The sequence below is a fragment of the Rhodococcus sp. 14-2470-1a genome, assembly GCF_002259425.1.
Taxonomy (GTDB): domain Bacteria; phylum Actinomycetota; class Actinomycetes; order Mycobacteriales; family Mycobacteriaceae; genus Rhodococcoides; species Rhodococcoides fascians_E.
Genome location: NZ_NPFZ01000065.1, coordinates 77,717 through 93,200, shown reverse-complemented (window position 1 = coordinate 93,200; position 15,484 = coordinate 77,717). Strand labels below are relative to the sequence as shown.

Sequence of the window (15,484 nt, the reverse complement as noted above, 5' to 3'; positions counted from 1 at the left end):
AGTCATTCAATTCTCGACGCGTTTGGGTATGAGCTACCGAGAAGCCATCGACTCGGTCATGGATGAAACCGGCGACACCATCCGCGAAATCATCGAGCACGCTCTCCTAGAGACCTACCCAGGCCACTTCAAGCAAAAGTCGTCGAAGCAGCGGTAAGACGGCGAGCTGAAACGCCCAGGCCTGACTACCACCTGCAGGGCCCCGGCAGTGCTGACACACCACCGGGGCCATCGGCCACAGACAACCAAGGAGCTGTGACCTATGAACCACCGTAACTCGCAAGCCGCCATCGAAGACCCTGGGAGCCCCTCTGAGGCACCTTCGGTCGAAATACACCCTGCTGTCATCGTGTGGGCGCTCGTAATCGGGCTTATAGTCGCTTTCGCGGTCACAGCATCAAGCTTCGCTCTCAGCTTCGTGACGCTTTATGACCTGGCAGCTATGGCAGGCGCGCGCGACTTGGCGTGGGTAATCCCCGTAGTGCTGGACGGCCCGATCCTCGCGGCCGGCATCTTCCGAATCGCGCTGTCTCAGCACTCCGACCGGCGAACCATCGTTGGTCGAAGATTCATTATCGCGGTCTTTGCCCTTACCGGCCTGGCCAGCATGGCGGGAAACGCGTACCACGCAGTGTTAACGGTGACAGATCTCGATGCCTCGGTTGCAGGGGCGATCGGAGCGCTTGCCCCCCTCATGGTGATGACGATGAGCGAGATGATCTCCATCGTCATCAGCGCGCCTCGGCTCCGCGCCTCGGGCCCACCCAACACCACCGCCCCCGATGTCGAGGTGCCGCCTAAGGCCGAGAGCGCGCAGACCAACGAAGCGACAGCCCAGCTCATCACTCTCTTCGACGAGCGTGGTGGCCTTGATGACGCTGTCTGGCTAACCGCCCACATGTATCAGAACCATCCAGACACTCAAGGCAACTTCGCCGCCGTCAGCAGGCACTTAGGCGTAACGGCTACGGCCGTGTCAAAGCGCTACGACAAGTGGGCGACGCTGATGAATGCGGTGACCGCAGCGAAAGCAGCGGAAGCCGAAGCTCGAAACTCGGCGGACCGCAACCAGGATCGCCTCAAACGCGACGCGGCGGATGATCCTTTAGTTTCCAGCCCAAGTTCCGACACTGCGGCTCCCGAGTATGCGGAGGCGACACGGTGACACAGCAACGAGCCCATTAAGACCCCGCGGCGCTGTGATCACCGCGCGGACGCCGATGAGTTTACCGACCGCGGTTACGCCGGCGCATCGATCAAAAACATCATCGCCAACTCATTCATCGAGCGAGCAAAACCACTTTCGCAGGACTCGCCTCGTAGAGGCGAGTTTCGGTTGCGCTCACCAATCACCCCCGAGCGACCGATCTGAAGAGGCGTCGGGCCCGCTGTGACCGAAACCCGCGGCGCAGCAGCTTCCTGCGGGTTTGGGTGTGCGTTTTGACCATCGTCATAACGGACGATCGAGAACGGCCTTCCAGGGCCGAGTCTGTCAGTTTCAGAAGTAGGCTGCACGATTTGCTGGGGTTTTACCCGTGATTGCAGTTGTCTTCTGACATTCTGAGTGCAGAAGTGAACTGCACAATCGGCACCACAGGTCGGGGTGTTCAAGGCTGTGGTGGGGGTGGGCGGCCGATGTGCGGACGGTCGATACGTCGACCAGAATCATCGGTATGACGGAAGAGCGGTCGGCAGAGACTTTTGTGGGGTTCGCGGTGCGCTGGGAACCCTATGGAGGTGCCGATGACGAAGACATCTTCGTGGCGTTCGGGATTTCGGGTGCGGAGTATCGGCGCCGGTTGTGGTGGGCCTTGAATCTGCCCAGTGGCCCAGACCTGGACGACGATGTCCGTGATCGACTCCGTGAGTACTCCCATGCGTACCACACGCCTACGCCATCGTCGGGCCGGTAGCGAAGTTCGCGATGCACTCAGTGGCGTGTGGAAATGGGGTGATCGCGACGTGAATCGACTTCCATCAGCGAGGGCGATCAACGCGAGGATCAGTAGTGTCGATGACGTTTGTCAGTGTCAGAAGTTGGCTGCACTTCGTGCTGACACCGGGTGTTGGCCTGGGGAACCCTTGGTGCGGTTTCGCAGCGCTCGCGTGATGTCGATGATCGTCATGGCCAACAGGGCTGGTATGGCAATGCTTAGTACGGCCGCGGACCCGATAGCCGAGGCGACCAGAATTGAGTAGATGTCCACCGGTCAGGTCTTGTCGCTGACGTCTGTCGGTGCTGTCGTCGATGGTTCGGATTTGTGGTGCTCGATGATGTCGGCGTCGTCGGCGAAGATCAGCGTTCCGTCCTCCGACGCGATGGCCCATCGATGGGGCATGGCCCGGTCTCGGCCGGCGGCAGGGACGGTCAGCAAGTAGTCGGCGAAGTCCTCGACTACGGTCCCGGTAGCGGTGCCGCCCTCTAGGCGTCGCACTTGGAGTGTGTCACCAATGGTGGGTGGTGTCGTTGTGATCTCTACCGGTTCGGTCATGATGGAATTGAAGCAGACGAATTTTCGTGGCTAATTATGCGTCTATCGATTCTCGAAGTCGTAGATGTACCCGAGACCGGTAGGTTACGGCCGAGAGGTGCAGCTCTGGGTACCGAAGGTGGCGGCACTGCGTGCACGTTTCACCTGCGGTCTCTTGTCGCAGCAGAGGCGCTCACGCCGTGTGTTGTACCTTCCCTGCCATGGCCAAATTTCCCAGGGTTCGAGAGCAACACATCGCTGTTTTCGGCGAGAGCGGTTCGGGCAAGACTGTTTTGCTGTCGTCGTTTTTCGGGCCGACCCAGGATGGGGGCTACGCGAACGATCTCTGGGACCTCGTTGCCGATGACATCGGCCAAGGGAATCGGCTCTACAGGAACTACCTCCGCATGCGGGATCTCGCGACGGCACCGAGACAAACCCAGTACAAGGCGACGACTCATTACTTCTCGGTCAAACTCAAAGGCGCAGACACCGACGCCGCCAAGAAGCGGCCCTTCGACGTCCTCCGACTCGCATGGCACGACTATCCAGGCGAATGGTTCGAGACCGAGCCCAGCAGCGCGATGGAGAGCGAGCGCCGCACCGACACCTTCCGTTCTCTACTTCGGTCCGACGTCGCCTTCCTGCTGGTCGACGGACAAAAATTACTCGACCACCGACGCGACGAAGAGCTGTACCTGAAGTCGTTGATGTTCAGCTTTCGTCAGGGGCTCTTACGAATCAAGGGCGACTTGCTCGAGGACGGGCCCATCGTCGAGTTCCCTCGGGTGTGGATCCTGGCGCTCTCGAAAGCGGATCTGTTCCCGGACTGGGACGTCGACACTTTCCGCGATCTGATCATTCTCAATGCAGCAGCAGACATCGAACAGCTCCGATCGACTATCGCCGAACTCATCGACACCCCCGCCGCCCTGTCCATCGGGGAAGACTTCCTGCTGCTGTCCTCCGCCAAGTTCGAGCGCGAGTCCACTGGTTCACAGACGCTTAATATCGACATGACCCGGCGCATCGGTCTCGATCTCGTACTCCCGGTGGCGTCGATTCTGCCGCTTCAGCGCCGTGTGCAATGGCAGGAGAAGCACGACATTCCCGGCAAAGTGCTCGACTCGCTCGCCGACGGCGCAGAGTTGCTGGCAGCAGGTCTGACAGGTCAGAAATTCGCGTCGATCGAAAAGCTTCTGGCACTGGTCAACCCAGGTAAGGGCGGAAAGGCGAAAAAGATCGCCGCCGTCGCGCTGCCCATCCTGGCGGACGCGGCGCGGTTGGTGGGACCGAAACTCAGAGAGATGAATTCGCAGGCCCGCGCTCAGCACGATTACCTGCGAGCGACACTGACGCAGTTCAAGCTGGACCTCGAGCAGGGCGTCGACGACAAGGTGATCAGGAACCCGAAGTGAGCACCAGTTCCGGACCCTCGGACATCATCTGGTCCACTCGGGGCCGTAATTGGGGTTTTCGGTTTCTTCTCGACGCCGGACTCAGCGACCCACTCCCGGACTACGAACGCGCGTTCGACGACGCTGGAGACGCGCTGACTGCGTGGCACCGCCGAGATGGGCGTGTTGCGCTTCGCATCGAGGATCCTCTCGGGCGCCGAGACTCGGCTGGCCGTGTGATTCCCCACGAGTTCGTGATCTTCGGCGACCTCGCCCAGGTCGTCGGCTCCGTCGAGGACGGTCTTCGCCAGGTGTGGCCATTGGTAGCCGAGATATACGCGGCCATTTGGGACACCCCCACCGCGCCGGGTGGTTGACAGCGTGCACCGGATCCGTCGCGACGCCGACCTATCGAGCTGACATCCCACACCTTCACCGGCGCGCCCAGTAGGGACCGCGCACGTCCCCTAAGGCTTCGCTCAGGCTTGTTCGGTCGGTAGGCCGAAGTCCTCGGTCATATTCGACACTTCGAGCGACGATGGCGCACCCCGACGGCGGTCAGCGTTCGTCGCCACCTCACGGTGAACACGATAGGTTCGCACAGAGTTGACCTGGTGGACGATTAACAGGAGACCCGGCGATAAGCTCCGGCAATGGACCAGACCCCCGCAGGCGGCGCCGCCAAGAAGTGCCATGTCTGACGAATCCAACGTCCTCGACCAGCTCATCGCCCGCATTGATGACGACACCCTTCGAACCCGGCTTTCCTCCGAGGTCGAACTTCTCCGCGGGTCCCGCCGCTTCGGCCTTGTTTTCGACCGCCATCTGCCCGAGTCCGTTCGCCTTCCCGACCACCCCGTCCGAAAAGGGATCCGTGTCGCACTACGCGACGAAACGTCCCCCGAAACCTGGCTCGTCGACCACTTCACCGACCGAACCCGTGAGAGAGCAGTCCTCAGTGGAGACGGAGGTACGCGCCACGTTGCCGACCTTGTCGTTGTCCGAGAATTCGACGAGCCAATCTATCCAGGACTCCGTACTGTCGAACGGATCGAAAACGGGCCATCAGACGCGCCGTGGCACATCGTCATCAACGGCGAAAATTTCCACGCCCTCCAGGCCTTGCGGTCGACTCACCGCAACAAAGTCGACCTGATCTACATCGACCCTCCCTACAACACGGGGAATGATGGCTGGATCTACAACGACCGTTACGTCGACCAGAATGATCGGGCCAAATCCTCGAAATGGTTGTCGTTCATGGAACGGCGTCTGCTGATCGCCCGAGACCTCCTCAAGTCGACCGGGGTCATCATCGTGGCAATAGGTGACGAGGAGCACCACCGACTACGCATGCTGCTCGACCAAGTATTCGGAAGTGCAAATTTCATTTCGAACGTCGTATGGCAGGGCGGTCGTAAGAACGATTCCCGATATATCTCCAACGGGGCCGACTACATGTTCTTCTACGCCCGCGACTTGGAAGCGTTGAGCGCTGCTGGGACGCGGTGGCGCGAGGAGAAGGTAGGCGTTCACGCTGCCCTGCAGAAGGCTCAAAGCATCTGGGAGGCCAGCAGTGCCGACATCGACAACGCCAACACCGAATGGAAGCGTTGGCTTCGTGCCAAGAAAACAGGCGGGGAAATCACCGATTCGGTAGCGCGTTACGACCTACTCGACCCGGCAACAGGACGCCCCATCAACACTTACCAGGACATCACATGGCCTGGCGGTGGCGGTGGAACCTACCAGGTCAAACATCCTGTGACCGGTAAGCCGGTGAAGTCTCCCTCCAGAGGCTGGCTGTACAAGGACCCAGCGCGCATGGAGAGAGAAATTGCTGAAGGGCGCGTCTGGTTCGGAGACGACGAGTCGACAATTCCCCGCAAGATAACGTTTTTGGACGAAATGGATGAGCAGGTTGCCTTGTCTGTGTTTACGCAGGACCGCAAGGCGTCGAATACCCAGTTTCGGAACATTATTGGAGACCTGCGATTTCCGAACCCGAAGGATCGCGATGTCCTCATGCGATGGATCGGTCTCGTTGCACCCGCTGATGCTATTGTGCTGGATTTCTTCGGCGGCTCGGGAACAACCTGTGATGCTGTCATGGAATTGAATAGGCAGGACAACGGAACCCGACAGGCGATCTTGGTGACCAACAACGAGATCGGGGCCACCGAAGCGAAGAAACTACGCAAGGCTGGTCTTCATCCAGGCGATGATGAGTGGGAGTCGAAAGGCGTCTTCGAGCACGTTTGCAGGCCTCGTATCTCGACCGTTGTTTCCGGTCACCGCCCAGATGGCACCATTTATTCGCAGGGACTGCCTGCGAACGTGGAGATGTTCGACCTGACCTACCTCGATCCAGGCATGGTTCGCAGGGGCCGTGAGTTTGAGGCCGTCGCTCCTCTGATGTGGCTCGAAGCCGGCGCACGCGGCCCCCGGATTGATCGAATCCCCGACAAGGGTTGGGCGCTGACTGGCAGCTACGGCGTGTTGTTCGACGTCGACGTGCTGGTGGAGTTCGCTCGGGCAATCGCCAGCGAGTCTGTGACTGGGGCTTCGCCTACGGTTGTGTTTGTCATTACAGACTCCGAAGCCGAGTACCAGCGAGCCGTCGAGCGCCTCCCGGTTGGCGTCAACACCGTGCAACTCTATGAGGATTACCTGTCGAACTACACCATCAACATCGCTGGTGGCGCGCGGTGAAATTTACTCTGGAGCCCTACCAGAGCTCGGCGGTCGAATCCGTGCTCGCCAACCTCGCCAAAGCCCGTGCCGGATACCTCGACGATGGTGAACGCACTGCGGTGGGCCTGACCGCTCCCACCGGTGCCGGTAAGACCGTCATCGCCACGGCGGTGCTTGAGGGGATCTACAAAGGCACGTCGATCAGGGCTGCCAACCCCAACATGACGGTCTTGTGGATCACTGACGACCGAGCACTCAACGCCCAGACCATCGCAAAAATCACCCAGGCATCGGGAGGCGCGATCGACATCAACCGCATCCGCTTCATCGCTGAGGACGACCACCGCACCCTGCAACAAGGTCATATCTACTTTGTCCACATCCAGGCAATGCAGAAGAACTCGACGTTGCACGCTGTGCGCGCCGACGGCACTCCTAACGACAAACGAACCCACGGCGCATGGGACATGATCGCCAACACCGTCCGCGAACGTGGCGAGGACTTCCTTGTCATCTGGGACGAAGCGCACCGCGGCTCCGGCACCAAGAACACCGACCGCAAGTCGATCGCCGGAACCATTGTCGACGGTGGCACCACGAACATCGGCACCAACCAACCGCCCGCTCCAGTCGTACTGGGCATCTCAGCCACCCCCGATCGCTTCCTCGCCGCTATGAACGCCGCAAATCGGACACCGCGCTTGGTCGAAGTCAAAGCCGGCGACGTCCGTGAGTCTGGTCTTCTCAAAGACCGCATCCTGCTGCGAAGCCTGGGGGAGTCGCAGTCGGCTGACAACACGATGCTCGCCCTCGCCGTGGAGGATCTGAGGTCTTCCGATGCATCCTGGCGAAGCCACCACGAAGCCACCGGCGACCGGCTCGTCGAGCCGCTTCTGGTCGTTCAAGTCGAACAAGGGCTTTCGCCGGCGAAGGAAGAAGCAAGGCTCGCCGAAATCCTCGCAGTAATGGAATCGACATGGCCGAAGCTCTCCGACTACGCGATTGCTCACGCCTTCGGCGATCACGCCCAGTACAAGGTTGGTGACAAGACGATTCGTTACCTTCCTCCCGAGGCGATCTCCGGCGACGACCAGGCACGCGTGGTGCTGTTCAAATCGGCGTTGACCACCGGCTGGGACTGCCCGCGAGCAGAAGTGATGATTTCGTTCCAGAACAAGGACAGCTACACCGAGATCGCCCAGCTCATCGGCCGACTGGTCCGAACACCGCTGGCCAAGCGCATCGAGGGGGGCGACGAGCGACTGGGGGAGGTGGCGGCCTACCTGCCAGGGTTCCGAACCGAGCACGTGGCGCGAGTAGTGAACGCGCTGACCGAAGACGAGACTGTCGAGATCGACATCGTCATCGCCCCCGTCCTATGCGGGAGATCGACAGCTGTTCCCCCGGCGTTGTTCGACCTGCTGGACACGCTTCCCTCGTACACCAGACAGAGGACATCGTTCGGTTCCCGCACCGGGCAGTTGATGCGACTGGCCGCAACGCTCACGGAGCATGGTCTGATCGATCAAGGCTCGGCCAAGGCCAAGCGATGGATCGTCGATCAGATGCACGCGGCCGACAGTCAGCGAAGCAGCGAGATCGACGCCAAGGTCGACGACATCATGTCGCTGTCCATCAGTACGACGATGGTCTCCTACGGAGAATCAATCATGCAGAGTGTCGGTAAAACCGACACCCCAACTAATGAACGCGACCTTGAAGGTTACTTCCAGCGAGCCAAGCGTTTGCTCCCGGACGGATCCGCCAACTGGTATTTCAACGAGCTCTGCGACCGCGGCGAGGACGAAATCGATGCATCCGCGCGTCTGGTTGCGATGGCCGATCTTGGATTCGCATCCGTCGTGGAGAACCAGGCGACGCTTCTGATCACCGACTGGCGAAATCAACACGCTGCGAAGGTATCTGCCAAACCCCGCCATATCCGCGACCAGACAGAACCGCTCTGGCACCTCGGCTCGGAACCGATGCTCCCCACCACCGTCGAGACGCGCGATACTTATCCGGCCGCTACAGAGAAGATTCGTGGTAACACCGTCGAGTCCATCGAAACATACCCGGCGCACCTTTTCGTCATCCCAGACGGCAAGCCCCACGCCGGCCGCTTTCCTGTCGACACGTCCCGGTCGTCGTGGGAAGCGGAGGTGCTCGATGCCGAACTAGCAGTCGAGACTCTCGTCGGGTGGTATCGCAACCCCTCGTCAGGTCGGCACGCGCTCGCAGTTCCTTATGAATTCGGGGACAAGCACCAACTGATGCACCCCGATTTCCTGTTCTGGCACGACGACGGTGATGGAGAGTACGTCATGGACATCGTCGATCCGCACAGGTTTGATCTCGCTGATACTTCGTCGAAGTGGTCGACGCTCGCGCGTTATGCCCATGAACATCCAGATCGAGTCCGCCGCTGTCTCGCCGTCGCCGAGGTGAGTGGGGCGCTACGAGCGTTGGACCTCACAGCAGCCGGAATTGAGGCGCGGATTGCCGCAGCGACCAACCAGAACCTTATCGAGGCCCTGTTCGCCGCAGAAGGAATGGCCTATCCCTGAGACCCGGATCGTTGGCAACCAGGGGAGGCTAGCAACTACTTTGTTGGTCTACGTGACTGAGTCCGACATCCCTGTCACCTTGGCAATTCGGGACACGGTTTGGGGGTTCCCGTTGCTACGCGCGCTATTTCAGGTACCGGTATAGCGTCGATCGGGATACGCCCACGACGTCTCGGATATCGGCCAGTGACATGCCGCCGGCACGCATTCGCCGGGCCTGCTTGATCTTCGCCTCCGACATCGATCGCGGTCGGCCACCCGTTCGGCCCTGCGCCCGCGCGGCCGCCAGCCCGAGCTGCGTGCGCTCGCGGATGAGGTTGCGCTCGAACTCCGCCAGGGCACCGAAAATCGAGTAGATCAACTTGCCGCCCGAGGTGGTTGTGTCGATCGACTCCGTCAGCGACCGAAACCCCACACCATCGGAGTCGAGATCTTCGACCGTCTGTAGAAGGTGGGGGAGTGATCGCCCGAGACGGTCGAGCCGCCACACCACCAGAGTGTCCCCGGACCGCAGATGCGAGAACAGGTCCGACAACTCCGGCCGTGACGTCGTCGCGCCGCTCGCCGTCTCCACCCACACTCGCGAACACCCCGCAGCGCTGAGAGCGTCCCTCTGCGCATCGGCGCTCTGCTCGGTCGTCGACACCCTCGCGTACCCCAAAAGTTCACCCACAACGATCAAGTGTGTCAGAACTCGTCATATAGACACATTGCGTTCGGCAGGTTTTGGACATGAGTTTTGACACATACATTGCTCGTCGACCCTGTGTCAATAGCTCGATGTGTCTAAAACGATGGTTAAAGACACGTAGTCATAAGTGAGCGCCTAGGTTCGGACGATCGGGCAGTCAAAGCACCAAAGGAGCAATCTAGCGTTTTCGCTAGATTACTTGAGAGGTGTCAAGTGCAGCGCACTTCTGAACTCGTGCACTCGTCTTCTGAAACTGACAAACGCCATCAACGCCAGCCGCGAAGGTGACGAATTCTGCGTCAGCAAACTCGACCGACTCTCCCGATCGGCCGGCGACCTCCACGAAACCGTGAACCGACTGGTCGCCAGGGGAGTGGCATTGTCGATCGACGGGAAGGTCTACGACCCGTCGGACCCCATGGGCAAGATGTTCATCGGAATGCTCGGTCTGATGGCCGAATTCGAATCCGACCTCATCCGAGCCCGCACCCGCGACGCCATCGCCGCAGCCGCCGCGGCCGGCAAGATGAAAGGACGGCCCCACACACTCACACCAGAAGAGCGCGCATACCTACTTCAGGTGTATGAGACACGGCAGTTCAAGATCGAAACGCTCTGCAAGAACACCGGATTGAAACGATCCGCCCTCTACAACAACCTCACCCTCGCGCGGGACGAGCGAGACGCTCTGGCTGTCGCGAGAGGTGAGTAGTGCAGTCCACTTCTGAAACAGTGCAGCCGTATTCTGAAACTGACACCTAGAATCCGAGGTGCAGGACGACTGACAATCTGGGATTTAGGCCGTTCTAGAATCTATTGTTTCAGTACTTGCATCAAAAATTCAGCGTTGTTACGGGTCTTCTTCAACTGTCCAATCAACAGGTCAATTGCTTGCTGGGAATCGAGCCCGCTAAGGACGTGTCGCAACTTGTATACTATTGGCGCTTCGTCCGGGGCTAGGATCAGCTCATCTTTTCGGGTACTAGATGGGGAGACGTCGACGGCAGGAAAAACGCGGCGTTCGGCGATTTTCCGGTCCAGTTTCAGTTCTGCATTGCTGGTGCCCTTGAATTCCTCGAATATCACCGTGTCGCCGGTCGAGCCAGTCTCTACCAGGCATGTTGCAACGATGGTAAGTGACCCGCCATTCTCGATGTTCCGGGCGGCACCGAGGAATCGCTTCGGTGGGTATAGCGCTGCTGAGTCGATTCCACCGGACAAGATTCGGCCCGAGCCTGACGACGCATTATTGTAGGCACGGCCCAGTCGGGTAATCGAATCTAGCAGCACAACGACATCCTTACCATCTTCGACCAACCGTTTTGCGCGTTCGATAGCGAGCTCAGCGACCAACACATGGTCGGAAGGCGGCCGGTCGAAGGTTGACGAAATAATCTCTCCTTTCACCGATCTCTGCATATCGGTGACTTCTTCAGGCCGTTCGTCGATCAGCACAACCATCAAATAGCACTCGGGGTTGTTGGTAGAGATTGCATTAGCTATGTCCTGCAGAACCGTTGTTTTACCCGCTTTTGGAGGAGACTGGATCAGTGCACGTTGGCCTTTCCCGATCGGCATGATCAGATCGATTACTCGCGTGGTCAAGCGATCGGACGTTGTCTCGAGACGCAGTCTTTCATTCGGATAGAGTGGCGTTAGTCGGCCGAATTCAGGACGGCGTTTGGCGGCTTCGACGCCACCTCCATTTACGGTGTCCAGCTCAACTAACGAATTAAACTTCTGCCGCTGGTTTCGTTGTTCGGTCTCATGAACAATCCGAACCTTCCCAGTAATCGCATCACCCCGGCGAAGACCGTTCTTGCGAACCATGTTCATAGCGACGTAGACGTCGTCCGGGCCCGACATATAACTGGACGTGCGCAAAAAGGCGTAGTTGTCAAGGACATCGAGGATACCCGCGACGGGCTGCAAAACAGCATCATCATTGGAGTATCGATTGTCCTGTGGATCGCTGTCCTGTTGTTGATCGATTTCGCGTGGTCGTCGTCGGTTGCGTCCTCTTCCGCGACCATCACTGCGTGCGCCGTTACGATTTCGTCGGTTGTTCTTTCCGTCACCGTTCCGTCCCGTAGTCCGGTCGTCTGGTGTGTCATCCGCATCGGGTTCGGGCTGAGGATTGTTTGACCGTGGCTGACTCCCGTCTGGCTCTGCAATCTCTTCTGTCGATTTAGTTGTTGATTGCGAGACCTTTAGCGCTGTCGTCGCGTCGGCTCTATCAACAAACTCAGAGGTATTCGCATTCATCAGATCGGAAATCAATTGTACTAATTCAGGTTTCCGCATGCCTGATACGCCTTTAACGCCCATATCTGACGCAACCGACTTCAATTCTGGAAGCTTCATTGATGACAAGTCCTTGGGCGGCCAGTCGGCACCCGAGTCGGAACTCGACATTATTATAATGTCCGTGTTCGTCATAAGAAAATCCTTTCGATTCCAGTCTTGTTCCAGTGAATAAGGATAGTTCGGAAGATGTGAACTTTGCGAGATCGCGGTTTTTGCGCCTGATTATCTAGACGTATATTGGCGAGAAGAGAATCGGAGACAATCCGCGATGTCGGACATTGATCTTTGCTGGTGAACATTCGAGCTTGTGCCAGCGTTACGTCGTGAAGGACGATTTGTTACCCTGAACGCTACACGATACGGTCGGTGCGTTGGGATTGAGACCGACAGTACGCGAGGGTTCGTCAGATATCAAGTCTGATGCTCTTCAGCCGGAGTTTCCCTCGATGGTGGACGACTCCAGGAGGGTTCTCCTTTGTCCTTGGGGTGGCACGCGGACGTGAATATCGTTAGGTGGCGTTCTGCAGTTCGCCCGCAGAGCGAAATCTATTGGGCTGCTGCGATAATGACGAGTTGGTTCTGCGTGACCGCCTTAGCCTGCCCAGCGAACAATCTCCCTGCAACCGTTGGTTGTCGTGTCAGGACCTTGTCTCGCTTCTTGGGTGTCAGATTGCTCGCCCAAGGAACGACAACAGACGAGCCTGTTTGTCCGCACCTGGAGGCGGTGTCAGTTTGGGGCCGAAGGTGGTCGGGGAACGAATCACGATCAAGCGCGCGAGGGAGAACGACCGCGCAGCAAGATCGGGTTCCATGCGAACGTCTATGCCGACTGCGGACCCGATGTCCCAGGCATGCACGAGAGTATCGAGTGTCGACAACTCGACGAAGTCTGCAAGGGTCGATTGGGGTCGGCGGTCCACAAACCACGCCGGCGCGGGTTCAAGGAGGGTCTCCTCGACAATGGCGTGGGCGGTCGTGGACCGAGCGGCACGCCAGGTGGCCAGGGGGTTGTCACCTGCCAGGGCGCCCGGATTAGTAGACCCAGGTGGACCTACATCGGTGATGTAGTCGTGGCCCGCGAGGTGGTGGCGTAGCACTTCCAAGCTCCAGGTGACATGCCCTGCAACGTCGCGCAGTGACCAGTGTTTGCACGCCGACGCATTGCCCCATAAGTCTGTGGGAACAACGCTGAGCACCGCGTCGAAGGCGTCCTGGGACCGACGATAGTTATCCAAGATGTCGATATTTGTTGTTTCCATTGGTCCTTGCCGGGTTATCGTAGGAAAGCCTCTACAGAGACCGTCTGCTGCCCCTGCGGCTTGTGCATCTCGACTCTTGACTCTCCGATCTATCGAGCCAACACTTCAGTTATTGCCTGTGTCAGTTGTTCAGGCCCAGGAATCAACTCTTTATCGAGTGCCAGAGAGTACGGAATTACCGTCCCGCTGGGCCGACATACCCGTTTTGGGGGTGCCAGTAGCTCACAGTGCTCAGCCACGGTCGCAATAATCTCCGCCCCTAGACCGCACATTCGGTTCGAGTCGTCGATCACAACCAGTCTGCCAGTCTTCTGTACTGAGTTGAGAAGGCAATCCCAGTCGAGTGGGTAGATCGTCCGGGGATCGATTACCTCTAGATCCACCAGACCACTCATGCTCTCTGCCACGTGTAGCGCTGTGTCCACATGCTGCCCAACAGCCACTACCGTCAGATCCCGACCCTCCCGCAGGACGTTGCCTTGCCCGAGTGGGATCAGCTCAACTGACCCGGAGTCCATGGCCCCGAACGTCTCCAACAGCGATGAAGGGGCAAAGATGGCGACGGGATCGGGGTCCTGAATTGCAGACCGCAGCAGTCCATACGCATCTGCGGGTGTGCTTGGAATGACGGTCTTGATACCTGCGTGTGCGAGCAAGCTGTAGGGGCTGTCCGAGTGTTGCCCGGCCCACCCGTATCGCGAGCCGGATCCCGAGACCATGTACGTCACAGGTACCTGGACTTGGCCACCAGTCATCAAGGAAAACTTGTGGGCTTGGTTGACGATCTGTTCGAATACTAGATATATCAGGGATGAAATGGCGTACTCGATGACGGGTCGTTTACCGAGCATTGCAGCGCCGGTTGCGAAACTTGTAAATGCCTGCTCGGACAAGGGCATGTCCAGTACGCGTTCTGTTCCGAACTGTGGCAGCAGTCCCGCAGTGACCCCGCTCGCGCCGACTCCGACATCTTCGCCGATCACGAGTACGGCATCATCTGCTGCCATTTCGTCATGTAGTGCGCGGTTCAGTGCTTGAAGGTAACCGGGAATTGAGGGAGATTGCACGTCAGTCATTGGGTCACTCCTGTTTTGGCCGCGCCCAAGCCCGAGTAGAGGTACAAAAGCGCATCTCTCGGGTTTGGGGTCTCGGCTCCTCTGGCAAAATCAACAGCACGCGCAACTTCTTCTTTAACGGCACTGTCGATCTCGGTGACGGTTTCAGTGCGCAGTTTATTTCGAAGGGCAAGGATAGGGTCGCGCTGACGCCATTCGGCAACCTCGTCGATGTCGCGGAACTCGATTCCGAGCTTCTCAAGGATCGAATGGTGCCCGAAAAAGCGGTAGGTCAAGCACTCTAAGAACGCCGGACCGGCACCAAGTCTGCACCGCTCTATGAGTTCCTCGGCCTTACTTGATACGGCTTCTGCGTCCATACCGTCCACGGTATGCGCAGTCATCCCGAAACCTTCGGCGCGTCGTGCTGCGTTGCCGGCTAAGCCGGATTCGAGCTTGAGACTGGTGGCGTATCTGTTGTTCTCACAGACGAACAGCACAGGAAGAGACCATAGCGAGGCAAGATTGAAAGCTTCAAGCAGCACCCCTTGGCTCATAGCTCCGTCGCCGAAGAAGCTGACAACTATGTCCGAGCTGCCGCTCGTTTTTGCGACCCACGCAGCGCCGGTGCCAATTGCACCGCCAGCACCGACGATCCCGTTCGCGCCGAGGATGCCCAGCTCGATGTCAGCAGCATGCATAGATCCGCCGCGACCCTTGTTGAAACCTTCGACGGTGCCAAGAAGCTCCGCCAGAAGGCGACGCGGCTCCGCACCTTTAGCGAGGACGTGCCCGTGCCCCCGGTGAGTGCTGGTGATGTAGTCACGCGTCGTCAAGTGGGCGCACACGCCAGCAGCCACCGCTTCTTGACCAATATACGGATGAATCCCGCCGATTATCTCCCCTGAAATTGCCATCTCCAGACACTGTTCTTCGAACTCTCGAATCAGCTTCATCGAGCGATACAAAGCCACTTGATTTGCGGTCATGGTTCGTCAACCCTTTCCTAATTCCTCGGCACAAACATTTCGACCTGATGCTCG

12 protein-coding genes are annotated in these 15,484 nt (G+C 58.8%); 6 read left to right on the top strand and 6 right to left on the bottom strand.

Translation table 11 applies throughout. The annotated features are described in order from the left end of the window. Positions 1 to 262: 262 nt before the first annotated feature. Positions 263 to 1,165 carry a DUF2637 domain-containing protein gene (locus CH292_RS28015; RefSeq protein ID WP_052060478.1) on the top strand — a complete coding sequence of 301 codons (903 nt, stop codon included), beginning with the start codon at positions 263 to 265 and terminating at the stop codon, positions 1,163 to 1,165. Between the two features lie 1,045 nt (positions 1,166 to 2,210). Here CH292_RS28015 and CH292_RS28005 read toward each other — a convergent pair. After that, positions 2,211 to 2,492, bottom strand: a complete 282-nt coding sequence (locus tag CH292_RS28005; RefSeq protein WP_052060479.1) for a hypothetical protein — start codon at positions 2,490 to 2,492, stop codon at positions 2,211 to 2,213. Between the two features lie 200 nt (positions 2,493 to 2,692). Between CH292_RS28005 and CH292_RS28000 the strand changes: the two genes are divergently transcribed. The 4 genes from CH292_RS28000 to CH292_RS27985 all read left to right on the top strand — a co-directional run bounded on the left by CH292_RS28000 (position 2,693) and on the right by CH292_RS27985 (position 9,129). After that, a complete protein-coding gene (locus CH292_RS28000) occupies positions 2,693 to 3,889 on the top strand; it encodes an ATP/GTP-binding protein (RefSeq protein ID WP_094656341.1) in 1,197 nt (398 codons plus the stop codon). Then, complete coding sequence (locus CH292_RS27995) at positions 3,886 to 4,245, top strand: hypothetical protein (protein WP_052060480.1); 360 nt, start codon at positions 3,886 to 3,888, stop codon at positions 4,243 to 4,245. The genes CH292_RS28000 and CH292_RS27995 overlap by 4 nt, the downstream gene beginning before the upstream one ends. 316 nt (positions 4,246 to 4,561) lie before the next feature. Next, entirely contained in the window at positions 4,562 to 6,580 is a 2,019-nt protein-coding gene (locus CH292_RS27990) for a site-specific DNA-methyltransferase (protein ID WP_032406391.1), read from the top strand. Further along, positions 6,577 to 9,129 (top strand): DEAD/DEAH box helicase, encoded by a 2,553-nt coding sequence (locus CH292_RS27985; protein ID WP_032406392.1) that lies wholly within the window; start codon positions 6,577 to 6,579, stop codon positions 9,127 to 9,129. The genes CH292_RS27990 and CH292_RS27985 overlap by 4 nt, the downstream gene beginning before the upstream one ends. Before the next feature lie 124 nt (positions 9,130 to 9,253). Here the strand turns inward: CH292_RS27985 and CH292_RS27980 are convergent, their stop codons facing one another. Then, positions 9,254 to 9,802 (bottom strand): recombinase family protein, encoded by a 549-nt coding sequence (locus CH292_RS27980; RefSeq protein ID WP_032406393.1) that lies wholly within the window; start codon positions 9,800 to 9,802, stop codon positions 9,254 to 9,256. Positions 9,803 to 10,019: 217 nt separating this feature from the next. On the opposite strand from CH292_RS27980, the gene CH292_RS27975 reads away from it, so the two are divergent. Beyond that, entirely contained in the window at positions 10,020 to 10,532 is a 513-nt protein-coding gene (locus tag CH292_RS27975) for a recombinase family protein (RefSeq protein WP_256978610.1), read from the top strand. Between the two features lie 101 nt (positions 10,533 to 10,633). Here CH292_RS27975 and rho read toward each other — a convergent pair whose 3' ends face one another. The 4 genes from rho to CH292_RS27955 all read right to left on the bottom strand — a co-directional run bounded on the left by rho (position 10,634) and on the right by CH292_RS27955 (position 15,430). Next, entirely contained in the window at positions 10,634 to 12,259 is a 1,626-nt protein-coding gene (gene rho, locus CH292_RS27970) for a transcription termination factor Rho (protein ID WP_094656339.1), read from the bottom strand. 533 nt (positions 12,260 to 12,792) lie between these two features. Then, positions 12,793 to 13,386: a maleylpyruvate isomerase family mycothiol-dependent enzyme gene (locus CH292_RS27965; protein WP_218830212.1), complete on the bottom strand. Its 594-nt coding sequence runs from the start codon at positions 13,384 to 13,386 to the stop codon at positions 12,793 to 12,795. Between the two features lie 89 nt (positions 13,387 to 13,475). Next, positions 13,476 to 14,462, bottom strand: coding sequence for an alpha-ketoacid dehydrogenase subunit beta (locus tag CH292_RS27960; protein ID WP_094656338.1), 987 nt, complete (start codon positions 14,460 to 14,462; stop codon positions 13,476 to 13,478). After that, entirely contained in the window at positions 14,459 to 15,430 is a 972-nt protein-coding gene (locus CH292_RS27955; RefSeq protein WP_094656337.1) for a thiamine pyrophosphate-dependent dehydrogenase E1 component subunit alpha, read from the bottom strand. The genes CH292_RS27960 and CH292_RS27955 overlap by 4 nt, the downstream gene beginning before the upstream one ends. Positions 15,431 to 15,484: the final 54 nt, after the last annotated feature.

Bases quoted from the DNA above. Each gene is read 5' to 3' on its own strand.
- CH292_RS27960 (WP_094656338.1), bottom strand. From the start codon at position 14,462: ATGACTGACGTGCAATCTCCCTCAATTCCCGGTTACCTTCAAGCACTG.
- CH292_RS27955 (WP_094656337.1), bottom strand. From the start codon at position 15,430: ATGACCGCAAATCAAGTGGCTTTGTATCGCTCGATGAAGCTGATTCGA.
- CH292_RS27990 (WP_032406391.1), top strand. From the start codon at position 4,562: ATGTCTGACGAATCCAACGTCCTCGACCAGCTCATCGCCCGCATTGAT.
- CH292_RS28005 (WP_052060479.1), bottom strand. From the start codon at position 2,492: ATGACCGAACCGGTAGAGATCACAACGACACCACCCACCATTGGTGAC.
- CH292_RS27965 (WP_218830212.1), bottom strand. From the start codon at position 13,386: ATGGAAACAACAAATATCGACATCTTGGATAACTATCGTCGGTCCCAG.
- rho (WP_094656339.1), bottom strand. From the start codon at position 12,259: ATGACGAACACGGACATTATAATAATGTCGAGTTCCGACTCGGGTGCC.
- CH292_RS28015 (WP_052060478.1), top strand. From the start codon at position 263: ATGAACCACCGTAACTCGCAAGCCGCCATCGAAGACCCTGGGAGCCCC.
- CH292_RS28000 (WP_094656341.1), top strand. From the start codon at position 2,693: ATGGCCAAATTTCCCAGGGTTCGAGAGCAACACATCGCTGTTTTCGGC.